This is a genomic window from Lysobacter dokdonensis DS-58, assembly GCF_000770795.1.
Classification (GTDB): domain Bacteria; phylum Pseudomonadota; class Gammaproteobacteria; order Xanthomonadales; family Xanthomonadaceae; genus Noviluteimonas; species Noviluteimonas dokdonensis.
The window spans coordinates 1-19999 of record NZ_JRKJ01000021.1 but is presented as its reverse complement, the minus strand read 5'-3'; the positions used below and the strand labels follow the sequence as shown (position 1 = coordinate 19999).

Annotated in this window: 22 protein-coding genes; 13 read left to right on the top strand and 9 right to left on the bottom strand. The window is 68.0% G+C overall.

Features of this window, described 5'->3' with window-relative positions:
• The first annotated feature begins 60 nt into the window (after positions 1 to 60).
• Genes LF41_RS12835 through LF41_RS12825 form a run of 3 tightly spaced genes read left to right on the top strand, consistent with a single transcriptional unit; the run spans position 61 to position 2608 of the window.
• The gene (locus LF41_RS12835; protein ID WP_036170394.1) at positions 61 to 1311 is read left to right on the top strand and encodes an aminotransferase class I/II-fold pyridoxal phosphate-dependent enzyme; all 1251 of its coding nucleotides are present in this window, start codon (positions 61 to 63) and stop codon (positions 1309 to 1311) included.
• Positions 1311 to 1925, top strand: a complete 615-nt coding sequence (locus tag LF41_RS12830; RefSeq protein WP_036170392.1) for an SGNH/GDSL hydrolase family protein — start codon at positions 1311 to 1313, stop codon at positions 1923 to 1925. Before LF41_RS12835 ends, LF41_RS12830 begins: the two co-directional genes overlap by 1 nt.
• A gap of 11 nt (positions 1926 to 1936) precedes the next feature.
• Complete coding sequence (locus LF41_RS12825; RefSeq protein WP_425599479.1) at positions 1937 to 2608, top strand: class I SAM-dependent methyltransferase; 672 nt, start codon at positions 1937 to 1939, stop codon at positions 2606 to 2608.
• Here the strand turns inward: LF41_RS12825 and LF41_RS12820 are convergent.
• A complete protein-coding gene (locus LF41_RS12820) occupies positions 2605 to 3381 on the bottom strand; it encodes a polysaccharide deacetylase family protein (RefSeq protein ID WP_036170388.1) in 777 nt (258 codons plus the stop codon). The two genes, LF41_RS12825 and LF41_RS12820, sit on opposite strands and share 4 nt — an antisense overlap.
• Before the next feature lie 62 nt (positions 3382 to 3443).
• Between LF41_RS12820 and grxD the strand changes: the two genes are divergently transcribed.
• The gene (gene grxD / locus LF41_RS12815; protein WP_036170384.1) at positions 3444 to 4367 is read left to right on the top strand and encodes a Grx4 family monothiol glutaredoxin; all 924 of its coding nucleotides are present in this window, start codon (positions 3444 to 3446) and stop codon (positions 4365 to 4367) included.
• Here grxD and LF41_RS16255 read toward each other — a convergent pair.
• From LF41_RS16255 to LF41_RS12800, 3 genes are read right to left on the bottom strand one after another with little or no spacing between them, the layout of a single operon-like run.
• Positions 4364 to 4765 carry a hypothetical protein gene (locus tag LF41_RS16255; RefSeq protein WP_052116418.1) on the bottom strand — a complete coding sequence of 134 codons (402 nt, stop codon included), beginning with the start codon at positions 4763 to 4765 and terminating at the stop codon, positions 4364 to 4366. The genes grxD and LF41_RS16255 overlap by 4 nt on opposite strands.
• Positions 4766 to 4799: 34 nt before the next feature.
• Positions 4800 to 5336 carry a DUF924 family protein gene (locus LF41_RS12805; RefSeq protein ID WP_036170380.1) on the bottom strand — a complete coding sequence of 179 codons (537 nt, stop codon included), beginning with the start codon at positions 5334 to 5336 and terminating at the stop codon, positions 4800 to 4802.
• On the bottom strand, positions 5333 to 6109 hold the full coding sequence (locus tag LF41_RS12800) for an AMP nucleosidase (protein ID WP_036170378.1): 777 nt from the start codon (positions 6107 to 6109) through the stop codon (positions 5333 to 5335). Before LF41_RS12800 ends, LF41_RS12805 begins: the two co-directional genes overlap by 4 nt.
• 88 nt (positions 6110 to 6197) lie before the next feature.
• Between LF41_RS12800 and LF41_RS12795 the strand changes: the two genes are divergently transcribed.
• The 6 genes from LF41_RS12795 (at position 6198) to LF41_RS12770 (ending at position 11319) form a co-directional block, all read left to right on the top strand.
• Positions 6198 to 7586 carry an amidohydrolase gene (locus tag LF41_RS12795; RefSeq protein WP_425599478.1) on the top strand — a complete coding sequence of 463 codons (1389 nt, stop codon included), beginning with the start codon at positions 6198 to 6200 and terminating at the stop codon, positions 7584 to 7586.
• Between the two features lie 59 nt (positions 7587 to 7645).
• Positions 7646 to 8863 (top strand): amidohydrolase family protein, encoded by a 1218-nt coding sequence (locus LF41_RS12790; RefSeq protein WP_237577793.1) that lies wholly within the window; start codon positions 7646 to 7648, stop codon positions 8861 to 8863.
• A gap of 21 nt (positions 8864 to 8884) precedes the next feature.
• Positions 8885 to 9289 (top strand): DUF1761 domain-containing protein, encoded by a 405-nt coding sequence (locus LF41_RS12785; protein WP_036170375.1) that lies wholly within the window; start codon positions 8885 to 8887, stop codon positions 9287 to 9289.
• A 1-nt stretch (position 9290) separates the two neighbouring features.
• Entirely contained in the window at positions 9291 to 9920 is a 630-nt protein-coding gene (locus tag LF41_RS12780; RefSeq protein WP_036170373.1) for a 2-hydroxychromene-2-carboxylate isomerase, read from the top strand.
• Positions 9921 to 9974: 54 nt separating this feature from the next.
• Positions 9975 to 10919, top strand: coding sequence for a DegV family protein (locus tag LF41_RS12775; protein WP_036170370.1), 945 nt, complete (start codon positions 9975 to 9977; stop codon positions 10917 to 10919).
• 61 nt (positions 10920 to 10980) lie between these two features.
• On the top strand, positions 10981 to 11319 hold the full coding sequence (locus LF41_RS12770; protein ID WP_036170368.1) for a hypothetical protein: 339 nt from the start codon (positions 10981 to 10983) through the stop codon (positions 11317 to 11319).
• On the opposite strand, the gene LF41_RS16250 is transcribed toward LF41_RS12770, so the two are convergent.
• From LF41_RS16250 to LF41_RS12755, 3 genes are all read right to left on the bottom strand, one after another.
• Complete coding sequence (locus LF41_RS16250) at positions 11320 to 11994, bottom strand: helix-turn-helix transcriptional regulator (protein ID WP_084073625.1); 675 nt, start codon at positions 11992 to 11994, stop codon at positions 11320 to 11322. It abuts the gene before it with no gap.
• Between the two features lie 276 nt (positions 11995 to 12270).
• Complete coding sequence (gene fghA / locus LF41_RS12760) at positions 12271 to 13101, bottom strand: S-formylglutathione hydrolase (RefSeq protein ID WP_036170366.1); 831 nt, start codon at positions 13099 to 13101, stop codon at positions 12271 to 12273.
• Between the two features lies 1 nt (position 13102).
• On the bottom strand, positions 13103 to 14212 hold the full coding sequence (locus tag LF41_RS12755) for an S-(hydroxymethyl)glutathione dehydrogenase/class III alcohol dehydrogenase (RefSeq protein WP_036170364.1): 1110 nt from the start codon (positions 14210 to 14212) through the stop codon (positions 13103 to 13105).
• 144 nt (positions 14213 to 14356) lie between these two features.
• On the opposite strand from LF41_RS12755, the gene LF41_RS12750 reads away from it, so the two are divergent.
• Positions 14357 to 16006 (top strand): tetratricopeptide repeat protein, encoded by a 1650-nt coding sequence (locus LF41_RS12750; protein ID WP_036170362.1) that lies wholly within the window; start codon positions 14357 to 14359, stop codon positions 16004 to 16006.
• A gap of 40 nt (positions 16007 to 16046) precedes the next feature.
• Here LF41_RS12750 and LF41_RS12745 read toward each other — a convergent pair whose 3' ends face one another.
• Complete coding sequence (locus LF41_RS12745) at positions 16047 to 17432, bottom strand: glutamate--cysteine ligase (protein WP_338037857.1); 1386 nt, start codon at positions 17430 to 17432, stop codon at positions 16047 to 16049.
• Positions 17433 to 17528: 96 nt separating this feature from the next.
• A complete protein-coding gene (gene yihA / locus LF41_RS12740) occupies positions 17529 to 18128 on the bottom strand; it encodes a ribosome biogenesis GTP-binding protein YihA/YsxC (RefSeq protein WP_036170360.1) in 600 nt (199 codons plus the stop codon).
• A 154-nt stretch (positions 18129 to 18282) separates the two neighbouring features.
• Between yihA and LF41_RS12735 the strand changes: the two genes are divergently transcribed.
• Together LF41_RS12735 and LF41_RS12730 are read left to right on the top strand one after the other, a co-directional pair.
• Complete coding sequence (locus LF41_RS12735) at positions 18283 to 19050, top strand: c-type cytochrome (protein WP_036170358.1); 768 nt, start codon at positions 18283 to 18285, stop codon at positions 19048 to 19050.
• A 112-nt stretch (positions 19051 to 19162) separates the two neighbouring features.
• Positions 19163 to 19798 carry a thiol:disulfide interchange protein DsbA/DsbL gene (locus LF41_RS12730; RefSeq protein WP_052116416.1) on the top strand — a complete coding sequence of 212 codons (636 nt, stop codon included), beginning with the start codon at positions 19163 to 19165 and terminating at the stop codon, positions 19796 to 19798.
• Positions 19799 to 19999: the final 201 nt, after the last annotated feature.

The window sequence follows — 19999 nt, the reverse complement described above, 5'->3', positions numbered from 1 at the left end:
CTAGCGCCCTCTCTCCTGCTAGGCTTGCGGGCCTCCACGTTTTCGAAAACCGCGCCGCCGATGTCGATGCCGAGCCTCAAGACCCGCGAACGCCTGTCCGAAGTCCGATACGAGATCCGCGGCGAACTGGCACGACGCGCCCGCGAGCTGGAAGCCCAGGGCCGCACGCTCGTGAAGCTCAATATCGGCAACCCCGGCGCCTTCGGGTTCCGTGCGCCCGAACACCTGCAGCGCGCCATCGCCGACCGGATCGCCAACACCGATCCCTACACGCACCAGCAGGGCCTGCCCGTCGCGCGCGAGGCCATCGCCGATTTCCATCGCAAGCGCGGGACGCCCAATGCGTCCCCCGAACGCGTGTTCGTCGGCAACGGCGTGAGCGAGCTGATCGACCTGAGCCTGCGCGCGCTGCTCAATCCCGGCGATGAAGTGCTGCTGCCCTCGCCCGACTATCCGCTGTGGTCGGCCGCGACGATCCTCAACGACGGCCGGCCGGTGTATTACCGCTGCCTGCCGGAGAATGGCTTCCTGCCCGATCCGGACGAGATCGCCAAGCTCGTCTCGCCGCGTACGCGCGCGATCGTGCTGATCAATCCGAACAACCCGACCGGCGCGAGCTATCCGCGCGAATTGCTCGAGCGCATCGTGGCCATCGCCGCGAAGCATCACCTGCTGCTGATGTCCGACGAGATCTACGACGAAATCCTGTACGACGACGCGACGTTCCAACCGCTCGCGCCGCTGGCCGGTGATCTGCCGTGCCTGTCGTTCGGCGGCCTGTCGAAGGTGCACCGCGCGTGCGGCTGGCGCGTGGGTTGGGCGGTATTGAGCGGCGATCCGCTCGCGAGCGGCGATTTCCACCATGCGATGGACCTGCTCGGCGCCTTGCGCCTGTGCGCAAACGTGCCGGGGCAATTCGCGATCGAGCAGGCGCTGCATGGCGTCGACACGATCCGCCCGCTCACCGCGCCCGGCGGGCGCCTGCACGCGACGCGCCAGGCGCTGATCGACTGCTGCGCGGGCAGCGAGCACTTGTCGCTCGTCGCGCCGCAGGGGGCGCTGTACGGATTCCCGGCGGTCGTCGGCGATGCGGCGGAGGGTTTCGACGATCACGCCTTCGCACTGGAAATGCTGGAGCACGAGGACGTGCTGATCGTCCCGGGTTCCAGCTTCAACGTGCCGTTCCGCAATCATTTCCGCGTGACGCTGCTGCCGGAGGCGCCGGTGTTGCGCGAGGTGTTCGCGCGCATCGAGCGCGTGCTCGGCCGCCGCGCCGAAACCGCGGCCAAGCGCCGCGCCGCGGTGGCCTGATGCGCAAGCTCGCCGGCATGCGGTATCTCGCGCTCGGCGACAGTTACACGATCGGCGAAGGCGTCGACGCCGCGTTGCGCTGGCCGTTGCAACTCGCGCGTGCGTTGCGCGAGGAGAAGATCGGCCTGCGCGATCCGCGCATCATCGCGACGACGGGCTGGACGACCGATGAGCTCAACGCCGCGATCGACGCGGCCGAACCGCTCGGCCACTGGGACCTGGTGTCGCTGCTCATCGGCGTGAACAACCAGTATCGCGGGCGCAGCGTCGCCGATTATCGCGGCGAGTTCCGCGGGCTGCTGCAACGCGCGATCGGCTTCGCCAACGGCCGCGCGGAGCGCGTGTTCGTCGTGAGCATTCCCGATTGGGGCGTCACGCCGTTCGCGAAGACCGAAGCGCGCGACCGGGTGAACGTGTCGGAGGAGATCGACGCATTCAACGCCGCCGCGCGGGACATCGCGCAGGGCACCGGCGTCGCGTTCGTCGACATCACGCCCGCGAGCCGCGCGAATCCGGCGCAGGTCGCCGAAGACGGCCTGCATCCCGACGGCGCGATGTATACGGCGTGGACGCAACTCGCGCTGCCCGTCGCGCGGACGCTGCTGGCGAAATGACGGACGCCGCGCTGCCGCCGGCCGACGCGTTGCGCATCGCGCGCGCGTTCCTGCCGGATCGGTGGTACGGCAATCGCGCGCTGTACTACTACGCGCGCGTGAAGATGCGCACCGATCCGCTGTACCCCGGCGTGATCGACGCGTTGCGCGGCACCACCGCGCCGCTGCTCGACCTGGGTTGCGGCATCGGCCTGCTCGCGCACGCGTTGCGTTCGAACGGCGTGTCGATGGCCTATCGCGGTGTCGACATCGACGCGCCGAAGATCGCGCAGGCGAAGCGCGGTGCAGCGCGCGCCGGATTGCAGGGCGTCGCGTTCGACGTCGTCGACCTCGCCGCGGGCATGCCGGCGCATTCGGGCAGCGTGGCGATCCTCGACGTGCTGCAGTTCGTGCCACCGCAGGCGCAGGACGCCTGCCTCGACGCAGCCATCGCAAGCATCACGCCCGGCGGCAAGCTCGTGATCCGCACGGGCCTGGATGATGGCAGCACGCGCGCGCGCACCACGCGCCGCATCGACGTGCTTTCGAAGTACATCCACTGGATGCCGTCGGCGCCGACTGCGTATCCGGAGGCCGATGCCTTGCGCGCGAAGCTCGAAGGCGCCGGACTGCGCGCGACGTTCACGCCCCTGTACGGCAATACGCCGTTCAACAACTGGCGGATCGTCGCCGCGCGCGACTAGTCGGGAACCACCGCGCGATAGCCGCGCGCCTGCAATCGTTCCAGCACCGCACGCAACGTGTCGACGTTGCGGCCGTGCTTCGCGCCTTCATGCAGCAACACGATCGCGCCGGGCGACAGCTGGCGTTCGATGCGGTCGGCCACGCGTTGCGGGTCGGAAGCGAACGCATCGTATCCGCGCGCACTCCACGCCACGCGCGTCATGCCGTGCGCTTTCAGCACGGGGGCGACGAAGGGATTGGCCATGCCGACCACCGCGCGGAACCAGTGGGGCGTCGTGCCGGTGAGGTCGCGCAAGGTGGCCTGCGTGCGTTCGATTTCCGCGCGCATGCGCGCCGGCGGCAGGGCCCAGAACCACGCCTGCGGATGCGTCGCGCTGTGGTTGCCGATGCCGTGGCCGCGTCGCGCGATTTCGTGCACGAGCGCCGGCTGGGCGCGCGCGCGCTCGCCGACGAGGAAGAACGTCGCCTTCGCATCGAAGGCATCGAGGACGTCGAGCACCGCGCGCGTATCGGCCGACGGGCCGTCGTCGATCGTCAGCCAGGCGACTTGCGCGTCGGTGGGCAGGCGCCGCACCACCGGGCTGAACAGGGCCGAATCCGGCACGAGCGTGGCCCACCAGAACGGCGCGTGCGAGGCGACCATCGCCGGCAGGCCGATTTCCCAACCGAAGCGCCACCACAGCCACGCCACCACCGCCTGCGAGGCGAGCAGGCACCACGCCCAGGCATGCGGGCGGCGCGGGACGCGGCGGGGGGCGAGGACCTGGTGCATGCGGGCCATCTTGCCGCAAAGGCTTACAATTCGCGTCTCCCCCGCAGTTCCGGAATCGCCCCATGTCCCTCGATCCCGCCCTCCGCTCGCGCATCGACACGTTGCTCGCGGACAATCGCATCGTCCTGTTCATGAAGGGCCAGCCGCAGTCGCCGCAATGCGGTTTCTCGGCGAAGGCCGTGGGCGCTCTGAACGGGCTCGGCATCCAGTACAAGCACGTCGACGTGCTGGCCGATCCGGAAATCCGCGAAGCCATCAAGCTCTACGGCGACTGGCCGACGATCCCGCAGCTCTACATCGGCGGCGAACTGGTCGGCGGCAGCGACATCATCGAGCAGATGGCCAATTCCGGTGAGTTGCACGGCGCGCTCGGCCTGCCGCCGCCGGACCGCACACCGCCCAGCATCGTCATCGGCGAAGCGGCGATCGCGATGCTGCGCACCGCGATCACGGATGCGGGCGGCGATGTCGTCGTGCGCATGGACATCGACCCGCAATACCGCACGCGCCTGCATCTCGCGCAGCCGGATCCGAATGCGATCACGGCCGTCGTCGATGGCATCCGCGTGGAGTTCGATCTCGCCGGCGCGCGCCGCGCGGACGGCTTGCGCATCGATTGGGCGGACGACGTGCGCGGCCGCGGCCTGGTGATCGAAAATCCGAATGCACCCCCGGCCGTGCAGCCGATGAATCCCGCCGATGCGATGGCACGCCGCAACGCCGGCAACCTGCGCATCGTCGACGTGCGCCCGTCGGAGGAACGCGCCCTCGCATCCATCGCTGGCGACGTGCTGAATTTCGACCAGGGCCTGGAAGCCATCGGCGAATTGCCGAAGGACACTGCGCTCGCGTTCCTGTGCCACCACGGCGGCCGCAGCGCGCAGGCGGCGGAGCATTTCCGCCAGCAGGGCTTCCGCGAGGTTTACAACATCACCGGCGGCATCGACGCGTGGGCCGATGCCGACGCGAGCGTGCCGAAGTATTAAGGCGTGAAGCTCACTTCGAAGGAGATGTAGAACGGCGCCTTGCTCGGCACGTAGAACATCTGCCGCGCGAGTTTGTCGTCCATGCACTTGGCCAGGCCGGTTTCGGCGTTGCGCCAGTGGTTGGTGACGCGGCCCTTCGCATCGAGTTCCAGCACGACGGTGAAGGACTTCGGCGCTTCGGTCGTCTGGCACGAGGCCGCCGCGCGCTCGAGCACGCCGGATTGCGAGCGGCGCAGCATGTCGGCGGAGAGCTTGGACATCGCGGCTTCGTCGCGGTCGGCCAGCGCCTTGGCGGCGTCGTAGTCGAGCGGCGCAGCGATGGCGGCGGGGGCGATGGTCGTGGCTTGGGCCGCGGGCGTGGTCGCCGTGACGGCGAGGAGCAGGAGGGAAGTGATCATGGCGCGATGCTAACCGAGCGCGTCGCGCTCCCGGTCAGAAGCCGCCGCCCGCGTTCAGCCAATCGCGTTCTTCGGGCGTGCTTTCGCGCCCGAGCGCGCGGTTGCGATGCGGGAAGCGGCCGAACCGGGCGATGACCTCCGCGTGCTTCTTCGCCCATCCGCCATGGTCGCCGTTGGGCAGCGTCGCGTGGAGCGCGACCGAGCGCGCCTGGTCGGCCGCGTCTTCGGAATGCTCGAACGGCAGGTAGAAGAAGATGCGCAGCGTCGGGTCGACCTGCGTATCGAAGCCCGCGTCGATCGCGCGGACTGCATACATCCGCGCCAGCGCATCGGTCGCGAACATGTGCGCTGTGCAGCGGAAGATGTTGCGCGGGATCTGGTCGAGCAGGAGCAGCAGCGCGAGCGCGCCGTCGGGCGTCGCGTTCCAATCGTCGAACGTGCGCGCGGCCGCCGCGTAATGCGCGTCGCGGAATCGCGCATCGCATTCGCGGTCGAACGCTTCGCCGCCACGGAACCATTTCGTCGGCCCGGCGTCGCGCCAGAACGAGACGATGTCCCCGGCGCCAATCATTCGTCGAACCGCAGGTGGCGCACGCTCTTGCCGTGCCGGCGGATCAGGCGCAGTGCCTCGATGCCGATCTGGATGTGGCGCTCGACGTATTCCGCGCTCACGCGCGCATCCGATGCTTCGGTCTTCACGCCTTCGGGCACCATCGGCTGGTCGCTCACCAGGAGCAGCGCGCCGCTCGGAATGCGGTTGGCGAATCCGGCGGCGAAGATCGTCGCCGTCTCCATGTCGATCGCCATGCAGCGCATCGTGCGCAGGCGTTCCTTGAACGCATCGTCGTGTTCCCACACGCGCCGGTTGGTGGTGTACACCGTGCCGGTCCAGTAGTCGTGGCCGAGGTCGCGGATCATCGTCGACACCGCGCGCTGCATCGCGAAGGCCGGCAGCGCGGGCACTTCGGGCAACAGGTAATCGTCGGACGTGCCTTCGCCCCGGATGGCGGCGATGGGCAGCACGAGATCGCCGAGCTGGTTCTTGCGCTTGAGGCCGCCGCACTTGCCGAGGAACAACACGCCCTTCGGCATGACGGCCGAGAGCAGGTCCATCATCGTCGCGGCATTGGGGCTGCCCATGCCGAAGTTGATCATCGTGATGCCGTCGGCCGTGGCGCTGGGCATCGGGCGGTCGAGCCCGACGACTTCCGCGCCCGACAATCGCGCGAAATGTCCGAGATAACCGCCGAAATTGGTCAGCAGGATGTATTCGCCGAATTGGTCCAGTGGCACGCCGGTGTAACGCGGCAGCCAGTTTTCGACGATCTGCGGTTTGTCCTTCATGGGGGGATTATGACCAAAGTCAGGCTGGCGCCAGAATCGCGCACGGGCTAGCTTTCGACAGTCGCGCCACCAAGGAAAGGGGTTGCCCGTGTCGTTGAAGCCCATCGTTGCCGTCATCGCGACGGTCCTCATCGCCGGCTGCGCGAGCAGTGGCGCGACGAAGACCACCGCCGCGCCCGCCAAACCGAGCTGGACGGACGATCCCTATCCGACCACCTACCAGCGCGTGCAATCGCCTCCGGTGCTGATCACCGGCGCAACCGTGCTCACCGGCACCGGCACCCGCCTGGACAACGCCGACGTGCTGCTGCAGGACGGCAAGATCGTCGCGGTCGGCACGGGCTTGCAGGCGCCCGCCGGCGCCACGCGCGTAGACGCGCAGGGCAAGTGGGTCACGCCGGGCATCATCGACATCCACTCGCACCTGGGCGTGTATCCGAGCCCCGGGATGAGCGCGCACAGCGACGGCAACGAGATGACCGGCCCGGTCACGCCGAACGTCTGGGCCGAGCATTCGATCTGGCCGCAGGACCCCGGCTTCCTCACCGCGCTCGCGGGCGGCATCACGAGCCTGCAGGTATTGCCGGGTTCGGCGAACCTCATCGGTGGCCGCGGCGCCACGTTGAAGAACGTGCCGGCGACCACGTACCAGGCGATGAAATTCCCCGGCGCGCCCTGGGGCCTGAAGATGGCCTGCGGCGAAAACCCCAAGCGCGTGTATGGCCAGAAGGGCGGCCCGGCCACGCGCATGGCCAATGTCGCCGGGTATCGCGCCGCCTTCATCGAAGCAGCCGATTACATGAAGAAGCAGAAGGAATCGAAGGAAGGTCCCGGCAAGCGCGATCTGAAGAACGACACGCTGGCTGGCGCGATCAACGGCGACATCCGCGTGCACATCCACTGCTATCGCGCCGACGAGATGGCGACGATGCTGGACCTGGCGAAGGAATTCGGGTTCAGGATTTCCGCCTTCCACCACGGCGTGGAGGCCTACAAGATCGCCGACAAGCTCGCCGCCGCCGGCACGTGCGGCGCGCTGTGGGCCGACTGGTGGGGCTTCAAGATGGAAGCCTTCGACGGCATCCAGGAAAACATCGCCCTCGTCGACCGCGCGCCGGGCGGCTGCGCCATCGTGCATTCCGACAGCGAGGAAGGCATCCAGCGCCTCAACCAGGAAGCGGCGAAGGTCATCGCGAACGCGAAGCGCATCGGCATCGACATCACGCCGGAGCACGCGATCCTCTGGCTCACGCAGAATCCCGCCAGGGCGATGGGCATCGACGCGATGACCGGCACGCTGGAGCCGGGGAAGATGGGCGATGTCGTGGTGTGGAACGGCAATCCGTTCACCGTCTACGCGCACGCCGAGCAGGTGTACATCGATGGCGCGCGCCTGTACGACCGCGCCGATCCGTCGCGCCAACCGAAATCGGACTTCATGCTCGGGCAGGACGACAAGCGCGGAGGCGTGCGATGAACAAGACCCTCTTGAAGTCGCTCGCCATCGCCTGCGCGTTCGCGCTTTCCGGCACCGCGATGGCGCAGGACCTGCTGGTCCGCAACGCCAAGGTGCACACCGCCACGTCGCGCGGCACGCTCGAACATGCCGACGTGCTGGTGCGCAACGGGCGCATCGCCGCGGTCGGCGCCAACCTGCAGGCCGGCAACGCAACGGTCGTCGAAGCGAACGGCCGCGCGCTGACGCCCGCGCTGTTCGGCGGCATCACCGACATCGGGCTGGAAGAAGTCAGCGGCGAAGAAGCCACCGTCGATGCGCAGCAATCGCTCGGCGAGGAGAAGGATCCGGCGGTGCGTCCGGAGTTCGACGTCACCCTCGCGTACAACCCCGAGTCGATCCTGCTGCCGGTCGCGCGCGTGGAAGGCATCGGCTGGACGATGCTCGCCGCGGGTTCGACGACGGGCGGTTCGATCATCGGCGGGCAGGGTGGCGTCGTGCGCCTGGATGGCAGCCTCGATCCGGTCGGGCCGAAGGCGTTGTTCCTCTCGCTCGGTGCTTCCGCGTCCAACCTCACGGGCAAGTCGCGCGCCGCGCAATGGATGATCCTCGACCAGCTCGTCGCCGAGGCGCGCGGGCGCATGTCGGCCGATTCGAAGTTCGCGATGCTCACGCCGATGGGGCGCGCGGCGTTGGCGAAGTTCCTTGATCGCCGCGGGCTGATCGTCGTCAACGTCAATCGCGCGGCGGACATCGTGCAGTTGCTGCGCTGGAGCAAGCGCAACAACGTCCGCGTCGCCGTCACCGGCGGCGCGGAAGCGTGGAAGGTCGCGGACCAGCTCGCGGCCGCGAAGGTGCCGGTGTTCGTCGATTCGCTCGCCGATCTGCCGGCGGATTTCGACCAGCTCGGCGCGACGCTGGAAAACGCCGCGCGTCTGCGTGCGGCCGGCGTCGACGTCGCGATCCAGAGCGCGGGCTCGCACCACGCACGGAAGGTGCGGCAGATGGCGGGCAACGCAGTGGCCAACGGTCTGCCGTGGGAAGACGGGCTGGCGGCGCTGACGCGCGTGCCGGCGCAGGCCTTCGGCGTCGATGGCGACTTCGGCACCATCGCGGTCGGCAAGCGCGCCGACCTGGTGCTGTGGAGCGGCGACCCGCTCGACGTGACGTCGCTCGCGGAGGCCGTGTGGCTCGATGGCCGCGCGCAGCCGATGCGCTCGCGCCAGACCGAACTGCGCGATCGCTACCTGCGCTCGCCCGGCGCCCTGCCCCGCGCGTATCCTGCCGGCTCCGAATAACCGCCTGGGGAGGCACTGCACATGCACGATCTGAACTGGTTGGCGATCATCGCCGCGGCCGTGTCCGCGTTCCTGTTGGGCGGCATCTGGTACGGCCCGTTGTTCAAGAACGCCTGGTGCCGCGAAGCGGGCGTGGACCCGAACGCGAAGCCGAAATCGCACCCGGCGAAGACCTTCGCCATCGCATTCGTCGCATCGCTGGTCGCCGCCTACGGCTTCGCCATGTTGCTGCACCTGACCAACAGCGGCACCGAGTTGTGGAAGGCGGTGCACGCGGGCGTGATGGTCGGCTTCTTCTACGTGGCGATGTCCTTCGGCATCAACTACGCCTTCGCCGGCCGCAGCTTGAAGTTGTGGCTGATCGACGCGGGCTACCACATCCTGCAATTCGCGCTGTACGGCGTGATCCTCGGCCTCTGGCACTGACATGCCCGCGCCGTTGCGCTGGTATTTCGATTTCCTCTCGCCCTTCTCCTACCTGCACTGGCAGAAGGTGAAGGGCCTGCGTGCGACGCACGCGGTGGAATTGGTGCCGGTCGTCTTCGGCGCGGTGTTGTCCGCGCACGGGCAGAAGGGCCCGGCGGAAATCCCGGGCAAGCGCGAGTTCACGTATCGGCACGTGCTGTGGCAGGCGCGCGCCGAAGGCGTGCCGATGACCTTCCCGCCCGCGCATCCGTTCAACCCGTTGGGTGCGTTGCGCGCGTGCATCGCGGCGGGCAGCACGGCCGAATCCGTGGATGCGATCTTCGACTGGATCTGGCGCGACGGCCGCGCGGTGGACACCGACGCGGCATTGCGCCCGTTGCTCGACCGCATCGGTGTCGCGCCCGATGCGCTCGCCGCCGCCGACACCAAGGCGGCCCTGCGCGCGAACACCGACGCCGCCATTGCCGCCGGCGTGTACGGCGTGCCGACCCTGCGGATCGGCGACGACCTGTTCTGGGGCAACGACGCCCATGGCTTCGCGCTTGCTGCACTGCACGATCCGACGTTGCTGGAGGAAGCGGCGATGCAGCGCGTGTCCACCCTGCCCGTCGGGATTTCCCGCCTGCCCTGAGTTGCGGTAGGGTCCGCGAACTCGGTCACGGTTTCCTCGGGGGGAGGGTCTGCAATGCGTATCGGTCTGGTGGTGGATTCGGCCTGCGATCTGCCTGGCGAATACCTGCGGCGCAACGGCTTCACGATCCTCCCCATTTCCGTCCGCATCGGCGATGAGACCCGCGAGGACCAGCGCGACGAACGCGTCACGCTCGACTTCCTGCGCACCCACGTCACCGAGCGCGGCGCCGAGGCCGAGACCGCACCGTTCACCGTGGAGCAGATCACCGACGTCTTCCTCAGGACGCTCGTGATCGACTACGACTACGTCTTCTGCATGACGATCACGCGCACGCGCAGCCCGATCTACGACAACGCGCTGCAAGCGAGCTACGCGATCCTCAACGAATACCGTCCGGTGCGTTCGGCCGCGGGCCACGACACGCCGTTCGCATTGCGCGTGATCGATACGCAGACGCTGTTCGCCGCGCAGGGCATCACCGCCGTGGAAGCCGTGCGCCTGGTCAAGGCGGGCGAAGGCGCGCCGAAGATCCGCGCGCGCCTGGAGAACCTCGCCCTGCACACATACGGCTACATGATCCCGCGCGACCTGTATTACCTGCGCGCGCGTGCCCGCAAGAAGGGCGACCGCAGCGTCGGCCTGCTCAGCGCCGCACTCGGTTCGGCGCTGGACATCAAGCCGGTGTTGCGTGGCTATCGCGGCGCGACCGAACCGGTCGCCAAAGTGAAGGGCTTCGATACCGCGGTGCAGAAGCTGTTCGCGCACACCGCCGATCGCGTGCGCCGCGGCCTGATGACGCCGACGGTCTGCCTGAGTTACGGCGGCGAACTCGAGGAAATGCGCGCCCTGCCCGGCTACGAAGACCTGCGCGTGACCTGCCAGAGCTACAACGTCGAATTGTTCGAGAGCGTCATGAGCCTCACGGGCATGGTCAACGTGGGCAAGGGCGCCCTGGTGGTGGGCTTCGCATCGGAGCCGCACGCGTTCGAAGCCTGAGCCTTGACGCCGCGCACGCGGCACGCGCGCCATCATGCGGGCATCACGACAGGAGTCGCCCATGACCCGTTATTACCTGAGCCTGCCCGACCCCAAGGCCGCGCGCGGCAGCGATGCGAACACTTCGTTCAAGGCCAATGGCGCCGATGGATTCGCATCCGAACTGCAGGAGGCCTTGCGTTCGACGCAATTGTTCGAACGCTGGCGCGGGCAGCAGGACGATCCGGACGATATCGACCAGGCGTTGGCCGCGACCGATCCCAACGCCAGCGTCACCGGCGAACAGCACGATCTGCGCATCGATCTCGTCGCGAATACGACGTTGCCCGCCAGCATCCTGCGTCACCGCCTGCGCCTGCTGGCCGGCGATGGATGGCAGTTGCGCGACGTCGCCGCGTAACTAACCCGAGGAGGTCGCGGTGCGCTCGCCGACATGCGCGGCGAGCAGCGCCATGCGCCCGTGCACGCCTTCGCGTTCGAACACGTGGTGCAGGTGCGTCTTCACCGTTTCCGGGCTGATGCCCAGTTGCCGCGCGATCTGCTTGTTGCTCATGCCGCGCGCGGCCCAGTGCACGATTTCGCGCTGGCGTTCGGTGAGCGAGGACCAGTCGCCCGAGTGATCCGGCGTCCCGTGCAATGGCGCTTCGACCACCGGCGATGGCGCGGGGACGCCGGTGCCGGCATGCAAGGCGTCGAGCAACAGCTCGGGCGCCACGACGAACAGGCCGGATTCGGCGGCATGGATGGCGCGCATCACCGTGTCGGGGGAATCGTGCTTGTCCAGGCACGCATGGCCTTGCGACTCGATGCAGTGCTGCAGCGCTTCGACGTTGGGGTTGCGGTAGAAGTACAGGCGGCGCGGCGCGGGGAGTTGCGGTTTGCGGCGCTCGCGTTCCACATCCGGGTCGTCGCCGTCGAGCAACAGCAGGGCCGGCTGGCCGTTGGGGGAGTCGCGGTGCTGGCCGGGCGCGTACGCCCCGAGCCAGTCGAACTCGCCCCGCATCGCGAGCAGGCGCTGCATCCGGGTGCGCCACCCCGCATCGAGTCCGATCACCAGCACAGGCATTGCAGGCATTGGGGCCAACCCATCGTTTGAGCCGTTCGCGACGCCGCCCCCGATGCTCACGCCGCTCACTCGTGAACGCCGGTCTCCCCCGAAACCGGACACGCGCCCGCTCCCCCGTCGCAGCGATTGTGCGGACGGGTTGGCACGCGGAGTCTCGAACGTGCAGCACGGCTGTCATGACCGTGCGCCTCGTCCTCCGCTGCATGCTCCCCCTTCATGCAGCTCCCTGGCGACGGAGACCCAAGGCTCCGTCGCCTTTTTTATGCGGGATATGAGGGCGTTTTGTTACGCGCGGGTGAGCGCCGCGGCGTGATGCGCGACGTGGTCGCCGACGAAGGAGGCGACGAAATAGAAGCCATGGTCGTAGCCGCGGCGCATGCGCAGATCGAGCGCGTGGCCGCCGGCATCGCATGCCGCGCGCAACAGGTCGGGTTGCAACTTGTCTTCGAGGAACGGGTCGGCGTCGCCCTGGTCGACGAGGAGCGGGAATTTCTCCTTCGACGCACGCAACAGATCGCACGCATCCCACCGGCGCCAGGTGTCGGCGTCCTCGCCGAAGTACGCGGCGAATGCCTTGCGTCCCCAACCGCGCGAGGCCGAACAGATCGGCGCGAGCGCACTCACGCTGCGATAGAAGCCCGGGTTGCGCAACGCGCAGATCAGCGCGCCGTGCCCGCCCATCGAATGCCCGGTGATGCCGCGCATGTCGCTCGCGGGGAAATGCGCTTCGACCAGCGTCGGCAACTCCTGCGTCACGTACGACTGCATGCGGTACTGCGCCGACCACGGCGCTTGCGTGGCATCGACGTAGAAGCCCGCGCTCAGCCCGATGTCGTCGCCCTCCGCATCCGGCACGCCCTCGCCGCGCGGACTCGTGTCGGGGCTGACGATGATCAATCCATGCTCGGCGGCGTAACGCTGCATGCCGGACTTCTGGATGAAGTTCTGTTCGGTGCACGTCAGGCCGGAGAGGAAATACAGCACCGGGCAGGGCGTGTGCTGCGCCTGCGGCGGCAGGAACACGCCGAAGCGCATCTCGCACGACGTGGACGTCGCGTCGTGCGCCCAGACTTCCTGCGTGCCGCCGAAACTGCCGTGCGATTCGATCTTGCGCATGTCAGAAGTGAATCACGGTGCGGATGGATTCGCCGCGATGCATCAGGGCGAACGCCTCGTTGATCCCGTCGAGCGGCAAGGTGTGCGTGATGAACGGATCGAGCTGGATTTCACCGCGCATCGCCTGTTGCACCATGCCCGGCAATTGCGTGCGCCCCTTGACGCCGCCGAACGCGGAGCCGCGCCACACGCGCCCGGTGACCAGTTGGAACGGCCGCGTGCGGATTTCCTGGCCCGCGCCCGCCACGCCGATGATGACGCTCTCGCCCCAGCCCTTGTGGCAGCACTCCAGCGCCGAGCGCATGACATCGACGTTGCCGATGCATTCGAAACTGAAATCGACGCCGCCCTCGGTCATCTCGACGATGACCTCCTGGATCGGCTTGTCGAAGTCCTTCGGATTCACCGTGTCGGTCGCGCCCTGCTCGCGCGCGAGCGGAAACTTCGACGGATTGGTATCCACACCGATGATGCGCGACGCGCCCGCCGCCTTCGCGCCCTGCACGACCGCCAGGCCGATGCCGCCGAGGCCGAACACCGCGACCGTGTCGCCGGGTTGCACCTTCGCCGTGTTGTGCACCGCACCCAGGCCCGTCGTGACGCCGCAACCGAGCAGGCAGACTTTTTCGAGCGGTGCCTGCGGATCGATCTTCGCCAGCGAGACCTCCGCGCACACGGTGTATTCGCTGAAGGTGCTCGTGCCCATGTAGTGGTACAGCGGCTTGCCTTCGTAGGAGAAGCGCGACGTGCCGTCGGGCATCACGCCTTTGCCCTGCGTGGCGCGCACGGCCTGGCACAGGTTGGTCTTGCCCGACGTGCAGAATTTGCACTTGCCGCATTCGGCCGTGTAGAGCGGGATGACGTGGTCGCCGGGCTTGACGCTCGTGACGCCTTCGCCGACTTCGACGACGATGCCGCCGCCTTCATGGCCGAGCACGACGGGGAACAAGCCTTCCGGGTCGTCGCCGCGGAGCGTGAAGGCATCGGTGTGGCACACGCCGGTGTGCGTGATGCGCACGAGCACTTCGCCCGCGCGGGCCGGCGCGACGTCGATCTCCACGATCTGCAGCGGCTGGCCGGGGCCGAATGCGACGGCGGCGCGGGATTTCATCGTGGTGCTCCTGGAGTCTCGACGCGGGGGCCGCAACGATAGCGCGCGGGGCCGGTGCTGTGTGCAGGCGTTTGCGACCCTGCGGCCGACTCCGGTCGCGCAGCACGTTTCCAGCCACGTCCCCCGACTGTGCGGAGGTTTCCGATGCGCACGTTGCTGCTGTCGTTCGCCTTGTCGTTGTCCCTCGCCGCTTGCGGCACTTCCGCGCCGCAGCAGGAAACCGCGGCCGCGCCCGCGCCGCCGCTGTTCGAGAATTTCGGCGCGCTGCATCGCGACATCGCCTCGCCCGTGCCTGCGGCGCAGCGGTACTTCGACCAGGGCATGCGGCTGGCCTACGGGTTCAACCACGAAGCCGCCGGGCGTGCGTTCGCGGAAGCGGCGCGGCTCGATCCGCTCTGCGCGATGTGCGTGTGGGGCCAGGCGCTGGTGCTCGGGCCGAACATCAACCTGCCGATGTCGCCCGACGCCGCGCCACAAGCCACCGCGCTCGCGAGGAAGGCGCAATCGTTGTCGGACAACGCCAAGCCTGCGGATCGTGCGCTCATCGATGCGTTGGTGACGCGCTACGCGGATCCTGCACCGGCGGATCGCGCACCGCTCGACCGCGCGTACGCGAACGCGATGGCGCAGGTGGTGAACCATTTCCCCGACGACGACGATGCCGCGGCGCTGTACGCCGAATCGCTGATGGATCTCTCGCCGTGGAACTACTGGTCGCCCGCGGGCGCCCCGACGGGCGACACGCCGACGATCGTCGCGCAACTGGAAAAGGTGCTCGCGCGCAATCCGAAGCACATCGGCGCGATCCACTATTACATCCACGCCGTGGAGGCCTCCGATGATCCCGCGCGCGCCGAAGCGCTCGCCGACACGCTGGGCGGTCTCGCACCCGGTTCCGGCCACTTGGTGCACATGCCCGCGCACATCTACATCCGCACGGGGCGCTACAACGATGCGACGCTCGCGAACTTCCGCGCGTCCACCGCCGACAAGGAATTCCTCGCGGTGTGCAAGGGCAGCAAAGGCATGTACCCGCTCGGCTACGTGCCGCACAACTGGCACTTCGCCACGTTGAGCGCGGGATTGATGGGTTCGCGCACGCTCGCCACGCAAGCCTCCGACCAGACGTTGCAGCGCGCGGACATGGCGCAGCTGGACACGCTGAACTTCATGCAGCACTACGTGGTCGTGCCGATGCAGACGCAGGTGCGGTTCGGCGAGTGGGACGCGATCCTGGCGCGTACGCAGCCGCCCGCGTCGCAGCCCTATCCCACCGGCATCTGGCACTTCGCGCGGGGCATGGCGCAATTGCGCAAAGGCAATGCGGCGGATGCGCAACGCGAACTCGACGCGTTGCAGAAGCTCGCCGACGACCCGGAGATGGGCAAGTTGATGCTCGGCACGACCAATTACGCCGGCGATCTGCTCAAGGTCGGCGCGGGCGTGTTGCGTGGGGAGATGTTGTCCTCGCAAGGCAAGCACGATGCAGCCATCGCGTCATTGCGCGAAGCGGCGAAGATCGAAGACCGGCTGATCTACAACGAGCCCGCGGATTGGCCATTGCCCGTGAGCAACTACCTCGGCACTGCGTTGCTGAAGGCGAAGCGGCCCGATGAAGCGGCGAAGGCGTTCGCGAACGACCTGCAGAAGTTCCCGAAGAACGGATGGGGGCTGTACGGGTTGGCGCAGGCGCAGGAGGCGATGGGCGACAAGGCGCGCGCGGCCCAGACGCGCGCGCAATTCAAGGAGGCGTGGCAGTGGGCGGATACCGAACTGACGGCGGCCGTGTTCTGAAACCGCCGGCCTGGATTCCCCGCGTTCGCGGGGATGACGGCTAGTACTGGAATTCCGAGAACACGCGGTCGATGTTGCCGGCCCACGGGCCTTCGTACAGCGCGAGCTTGCGTTCGGCCGGCGTCTGGCCTGCTTCGGCGCTTTCGATCAGCGGGTCGAGGAACACGCGTTCGTCGACGCCGCTCTTGTTGCGGCGATCGCGGCGCGCCAGGCCCGCGGCGGAAATCTTCAACGCTTCGATCGCCAGTTCGCGCACCGTGGCCTGCGTGTTGCCCATGCGCGCGGGCAGCTTGAGGGCGTGGCGCGGCACGCCGTCGCGCAGGGCGTGGCGTTCTTCGCGCGTGTAGTCCTTCATCAGGTCCCACGCCGCATCCAGCGAGGCGTCGTCGTACAACAGCCCCACCCAGAACGCGGGCAGCGCGCAGATGCGATTCCACGGGCCGGAGTCCGCGCCGCGCATCTCGAGGTACTTCTTCAGGCGCACTTCGGGGAACGCGGTGGTCATGTGGTCCGACCAATCGCGCAGCGTCGGCAGGGAGCCCGGCGCGATGTCGAGCTTGCCGTCCATGAACTTGCGGAACGACTTGCCCGACGCATCGAGGTACTCGCCGTTGCGATAGACGAAGTACATCGGCACGTCGAGCAGGTAATCGGTGTAGCGCTCGAACCCGAAGCCGTCCTCGAACACGAAGTCGAGCATGCCGGTGCGATCGGGGTCGGTGTCGGTCCAGATGTGCGAGCGATACGAGAGGAACCCGTTCGGCTTGCCTTCGGTGAACGGCGAGTCGGCGAACAGCGCGGTCGCGATGGGCTGCAGCGCCAGCGACACGCGGAACTTCTTGATCATGTCCGCTTCGCTGGCGAAGTCGAGGTTGACCTGCACGGTGCACGTGCGCGTCATCATGTCCAGGCCGAGGTCGCCGCGCTTGGGCATGTATTCGCGCATGATCTTGTAACGGCCCTTGGGCATCCACGGCATTTCGTCGCGGCGCCACTTGGGCTGGAAGCCCACGCCGAGGAAACCCAGCCCGAGTTCCTGCGCGACCGTTTTCACCTCGCTCAGGTGCGTGTTGGTTTCGCGGCAGGTGTCGTGGATGGTGAGCAGCGGCGCGCCGGAGAGTTCGAGCTGGCCAGCCGGTTCGAGCGAGACGTTCGCGCCTTCGCGGCTGAGCGCGATCGTGCGGCCGTGTTCCTTCACCGGTTCCCAGCCGAAGCGCACGAGCCCTTCCAGCAGCGCTTCGATGCCGCGATCGCCGTCGAACGTGGGCGGGCGGAAATCATCGGTGCGGAATCCGAACTTCTCGTGTTCGGTGCCGATGCGCCATTCGCTGGGCGGCTTGTTGCCGGACGCGAGGTATTCGACCAGCTCGCGGCGGTCGGTGATCGGCAGTTCGGCGACGTTGCTCAGGCTCGACATCGGGTCCATCCGTTGCAGGCCCGGCACTATAGTCCTGTGAACGTCCACGGAATCCTCACGCGGACAGAACATCGCCGTTCCAGCAATGTCGCTTGTGCGGACGCCCTAGACGCCCATCCAGCGCGCGACAACCGCGCGCAATTCGTCCACGCCCTGCTTGGATTCCGCGGAAAAGGCCTGGACCGACACGGTGTCGCCGAACACGCGCGACAGTTCCATGCGCACGGCCTGCAACGTATTGGCGGTGGCGCCGCGCGAGAGCTTGTCGGCCTTGGTCAGCACCGCGTGCGCGGGGATGCCGCGGTTGGCGGCGTAACCGAGCATCTGGCGGTCGTAATCCTTCAGCGGGTGGCGGATGTCCATGATGACCACCAGCCCCTGCAGCGCATCGCGCGTGGAGAAGTAGCCGTCGAGGAACTGCTGCCAGTGCGACTGCAGGTCCTTGGGGACCTTCGCGTAGCCGTAGCCGGGCAGGTCGACGAGATGCCGATGCGGCTGGACCTCGAAGAACACCAGCTGTTGCGTGCGGCCGGGCGTCTTGGACACGCGGGCCAGCGCATTCTGCTGGGCCAGCGCATTGAGCGCGCTCGACTTGCCGGCATTGGAGCGGCCGGCGAAGGCCACTTCGCTGCCCTGGTCGGGCGGAAGCTGGCGGTAGTTGTGCGCCGAAAGCACGTAGCGGGCGCGGGCAAAGGGGTTGGCCATGGCGACAGGATCGCACGCCGGGCCCGGCTCGGCCGCAGGCCGGTTTGACCGGTCGGCGGGCCGCCGTCGATAATCCCGCGCCTTCGCGACCGAAAACCGGTGCGCGACCACCCGGCGGCCAATCGCGCCGGACCCAGCAATTTCGGAGCTTTGCATGCGCCACGCACGCGTCCTCGGCTACGCCGGTCTGACCGCCGCCCTCGCGGTCGCCGCCGTCGCCTTCGCCCAGTCCACGGTCACGCCGGTCGCGGCCGACCCGAAGGTCGAAACCAAGCCGCTGGTGGAAGCCAAGCCGGTGTGGGGCGACGAGAAGCGCGGCGCGCAGAAGGCCGGCACGTGCGCGGCCTGCCACGGCCTCGACGGCAACCCGACCGACCCGCAGTACCCGCGCCTGGCCGGCATGCCGGAGCGCTACATCGCGCACCAGCTGGAGCTGTTCAAGACCAGCCAGCGCACCACCGGCATGGCCGCGGTCATGAAGCCCTTCGCCGATGCGCTCACCGCGCAGGACATGCGCGACCTCGGCGCGCACTTCGCGATGCAGAAGCCCGGCGCAGGCGTCGCGGACGACACCGCAATCGCCACCGGTCCCAACGCCGGCATGAAGTTCTACGAAGTGGGCGAGCGTCTGTTCCGCCAGGGCGATGCTACGCGCGGCATCCCCGCGTGCATGGCGTGCCACGGCCCCGCCGGCGGCGGCAACCCGGGCCCGGCGTATCCGGCCATCGCGGGTCAGCAGTCGGCCTACGCGCAGCGTCGCCTCGAGGAATACCGCGCGGGCACCACCACGCAGACCGACCCGCACCTGTTCAACATCATGGCGTCGGTGGCCAAGCCCCTGACGGATGAGGAAATCCAGTCGCTGGCGAGCTATGTGCAAGGCCTGCACAAGCGTTCCGACGAAGCCACCGCGAAGGAATAACCCTGCGCGGAACCTCCGCCGGCGGAAGCTGTCGAAGCGTTCACGACCTTGATCAGCACGCCGGTCCCACACTGTGGACCGGCGTTTTTTTTGACCAGACGAAGGACCCTGCATGATCCGCCGCGCCGCATTCCTCCTGCTGGCCCTGTCGTTGTCGGCGCTTCCCGTCGCGGCCTTCGCGCAGTCGAAGAACCCGGTATTCGAAAACGTCGACTATGAAGTGCTCGACAACCCGGGCACGTTCGACAAGGTCGGCAAAGGCGAGATCGAAGTCGCGGAGGTCTTCGCCTACACGTGCCACCACTGCCACGACCTTGCGCCGAAGCTCGAAGCCTGGCGCGCGAAGCTGCCCAAGAACGTCAAGGTCCGTTACCTGCCCGCCGGTTACGACCTGGACGACACCTTCAGTCGCGGCTTCTTCGCTTCGCAGCAGATCGGCGCGCTCGGCAAGACGCACGCCGCCACGTTCCGCGCACTGCACGACGAGCGCGTCCTGCCGCGCAACCCCAGCGACGCCGAGCTCACTGCGTATTACGCCACCCTCGGCGTGGATGCGAAGAAGTTCGCCGCCGCGCTCACCGGGCCGAAGGTCGCGCAACGCATGAAAGCCGCGCGCGAATTCTCGCTGCGCATCGGGCTGGAGGGCACGCCGACGCTCATCGTCGATGGCAAGTACCGTGTGCTCGGCCGTTCGCTCGATGATCAGTTGCGCATCGCCGGCGCCCTGATCGCCAATCCGCCCCGCTGACCGTCCCTTTCCCCTTCCACTCCATATTCAGGCATCCCGCCGGAGGATCCACCCCATGACCCGACGCGTCCTGCTTCCCCTGCTCCTGCTCGCCCTCGCCGCCTGCGGCAAGACCGAAGCGCCGGCCACCGCCGCGCCGGCCCCCCAGGCCACCGCCGCGATGCCGGCCAGCGCCGACGAACCCGCCGCCAGCACCTCGGC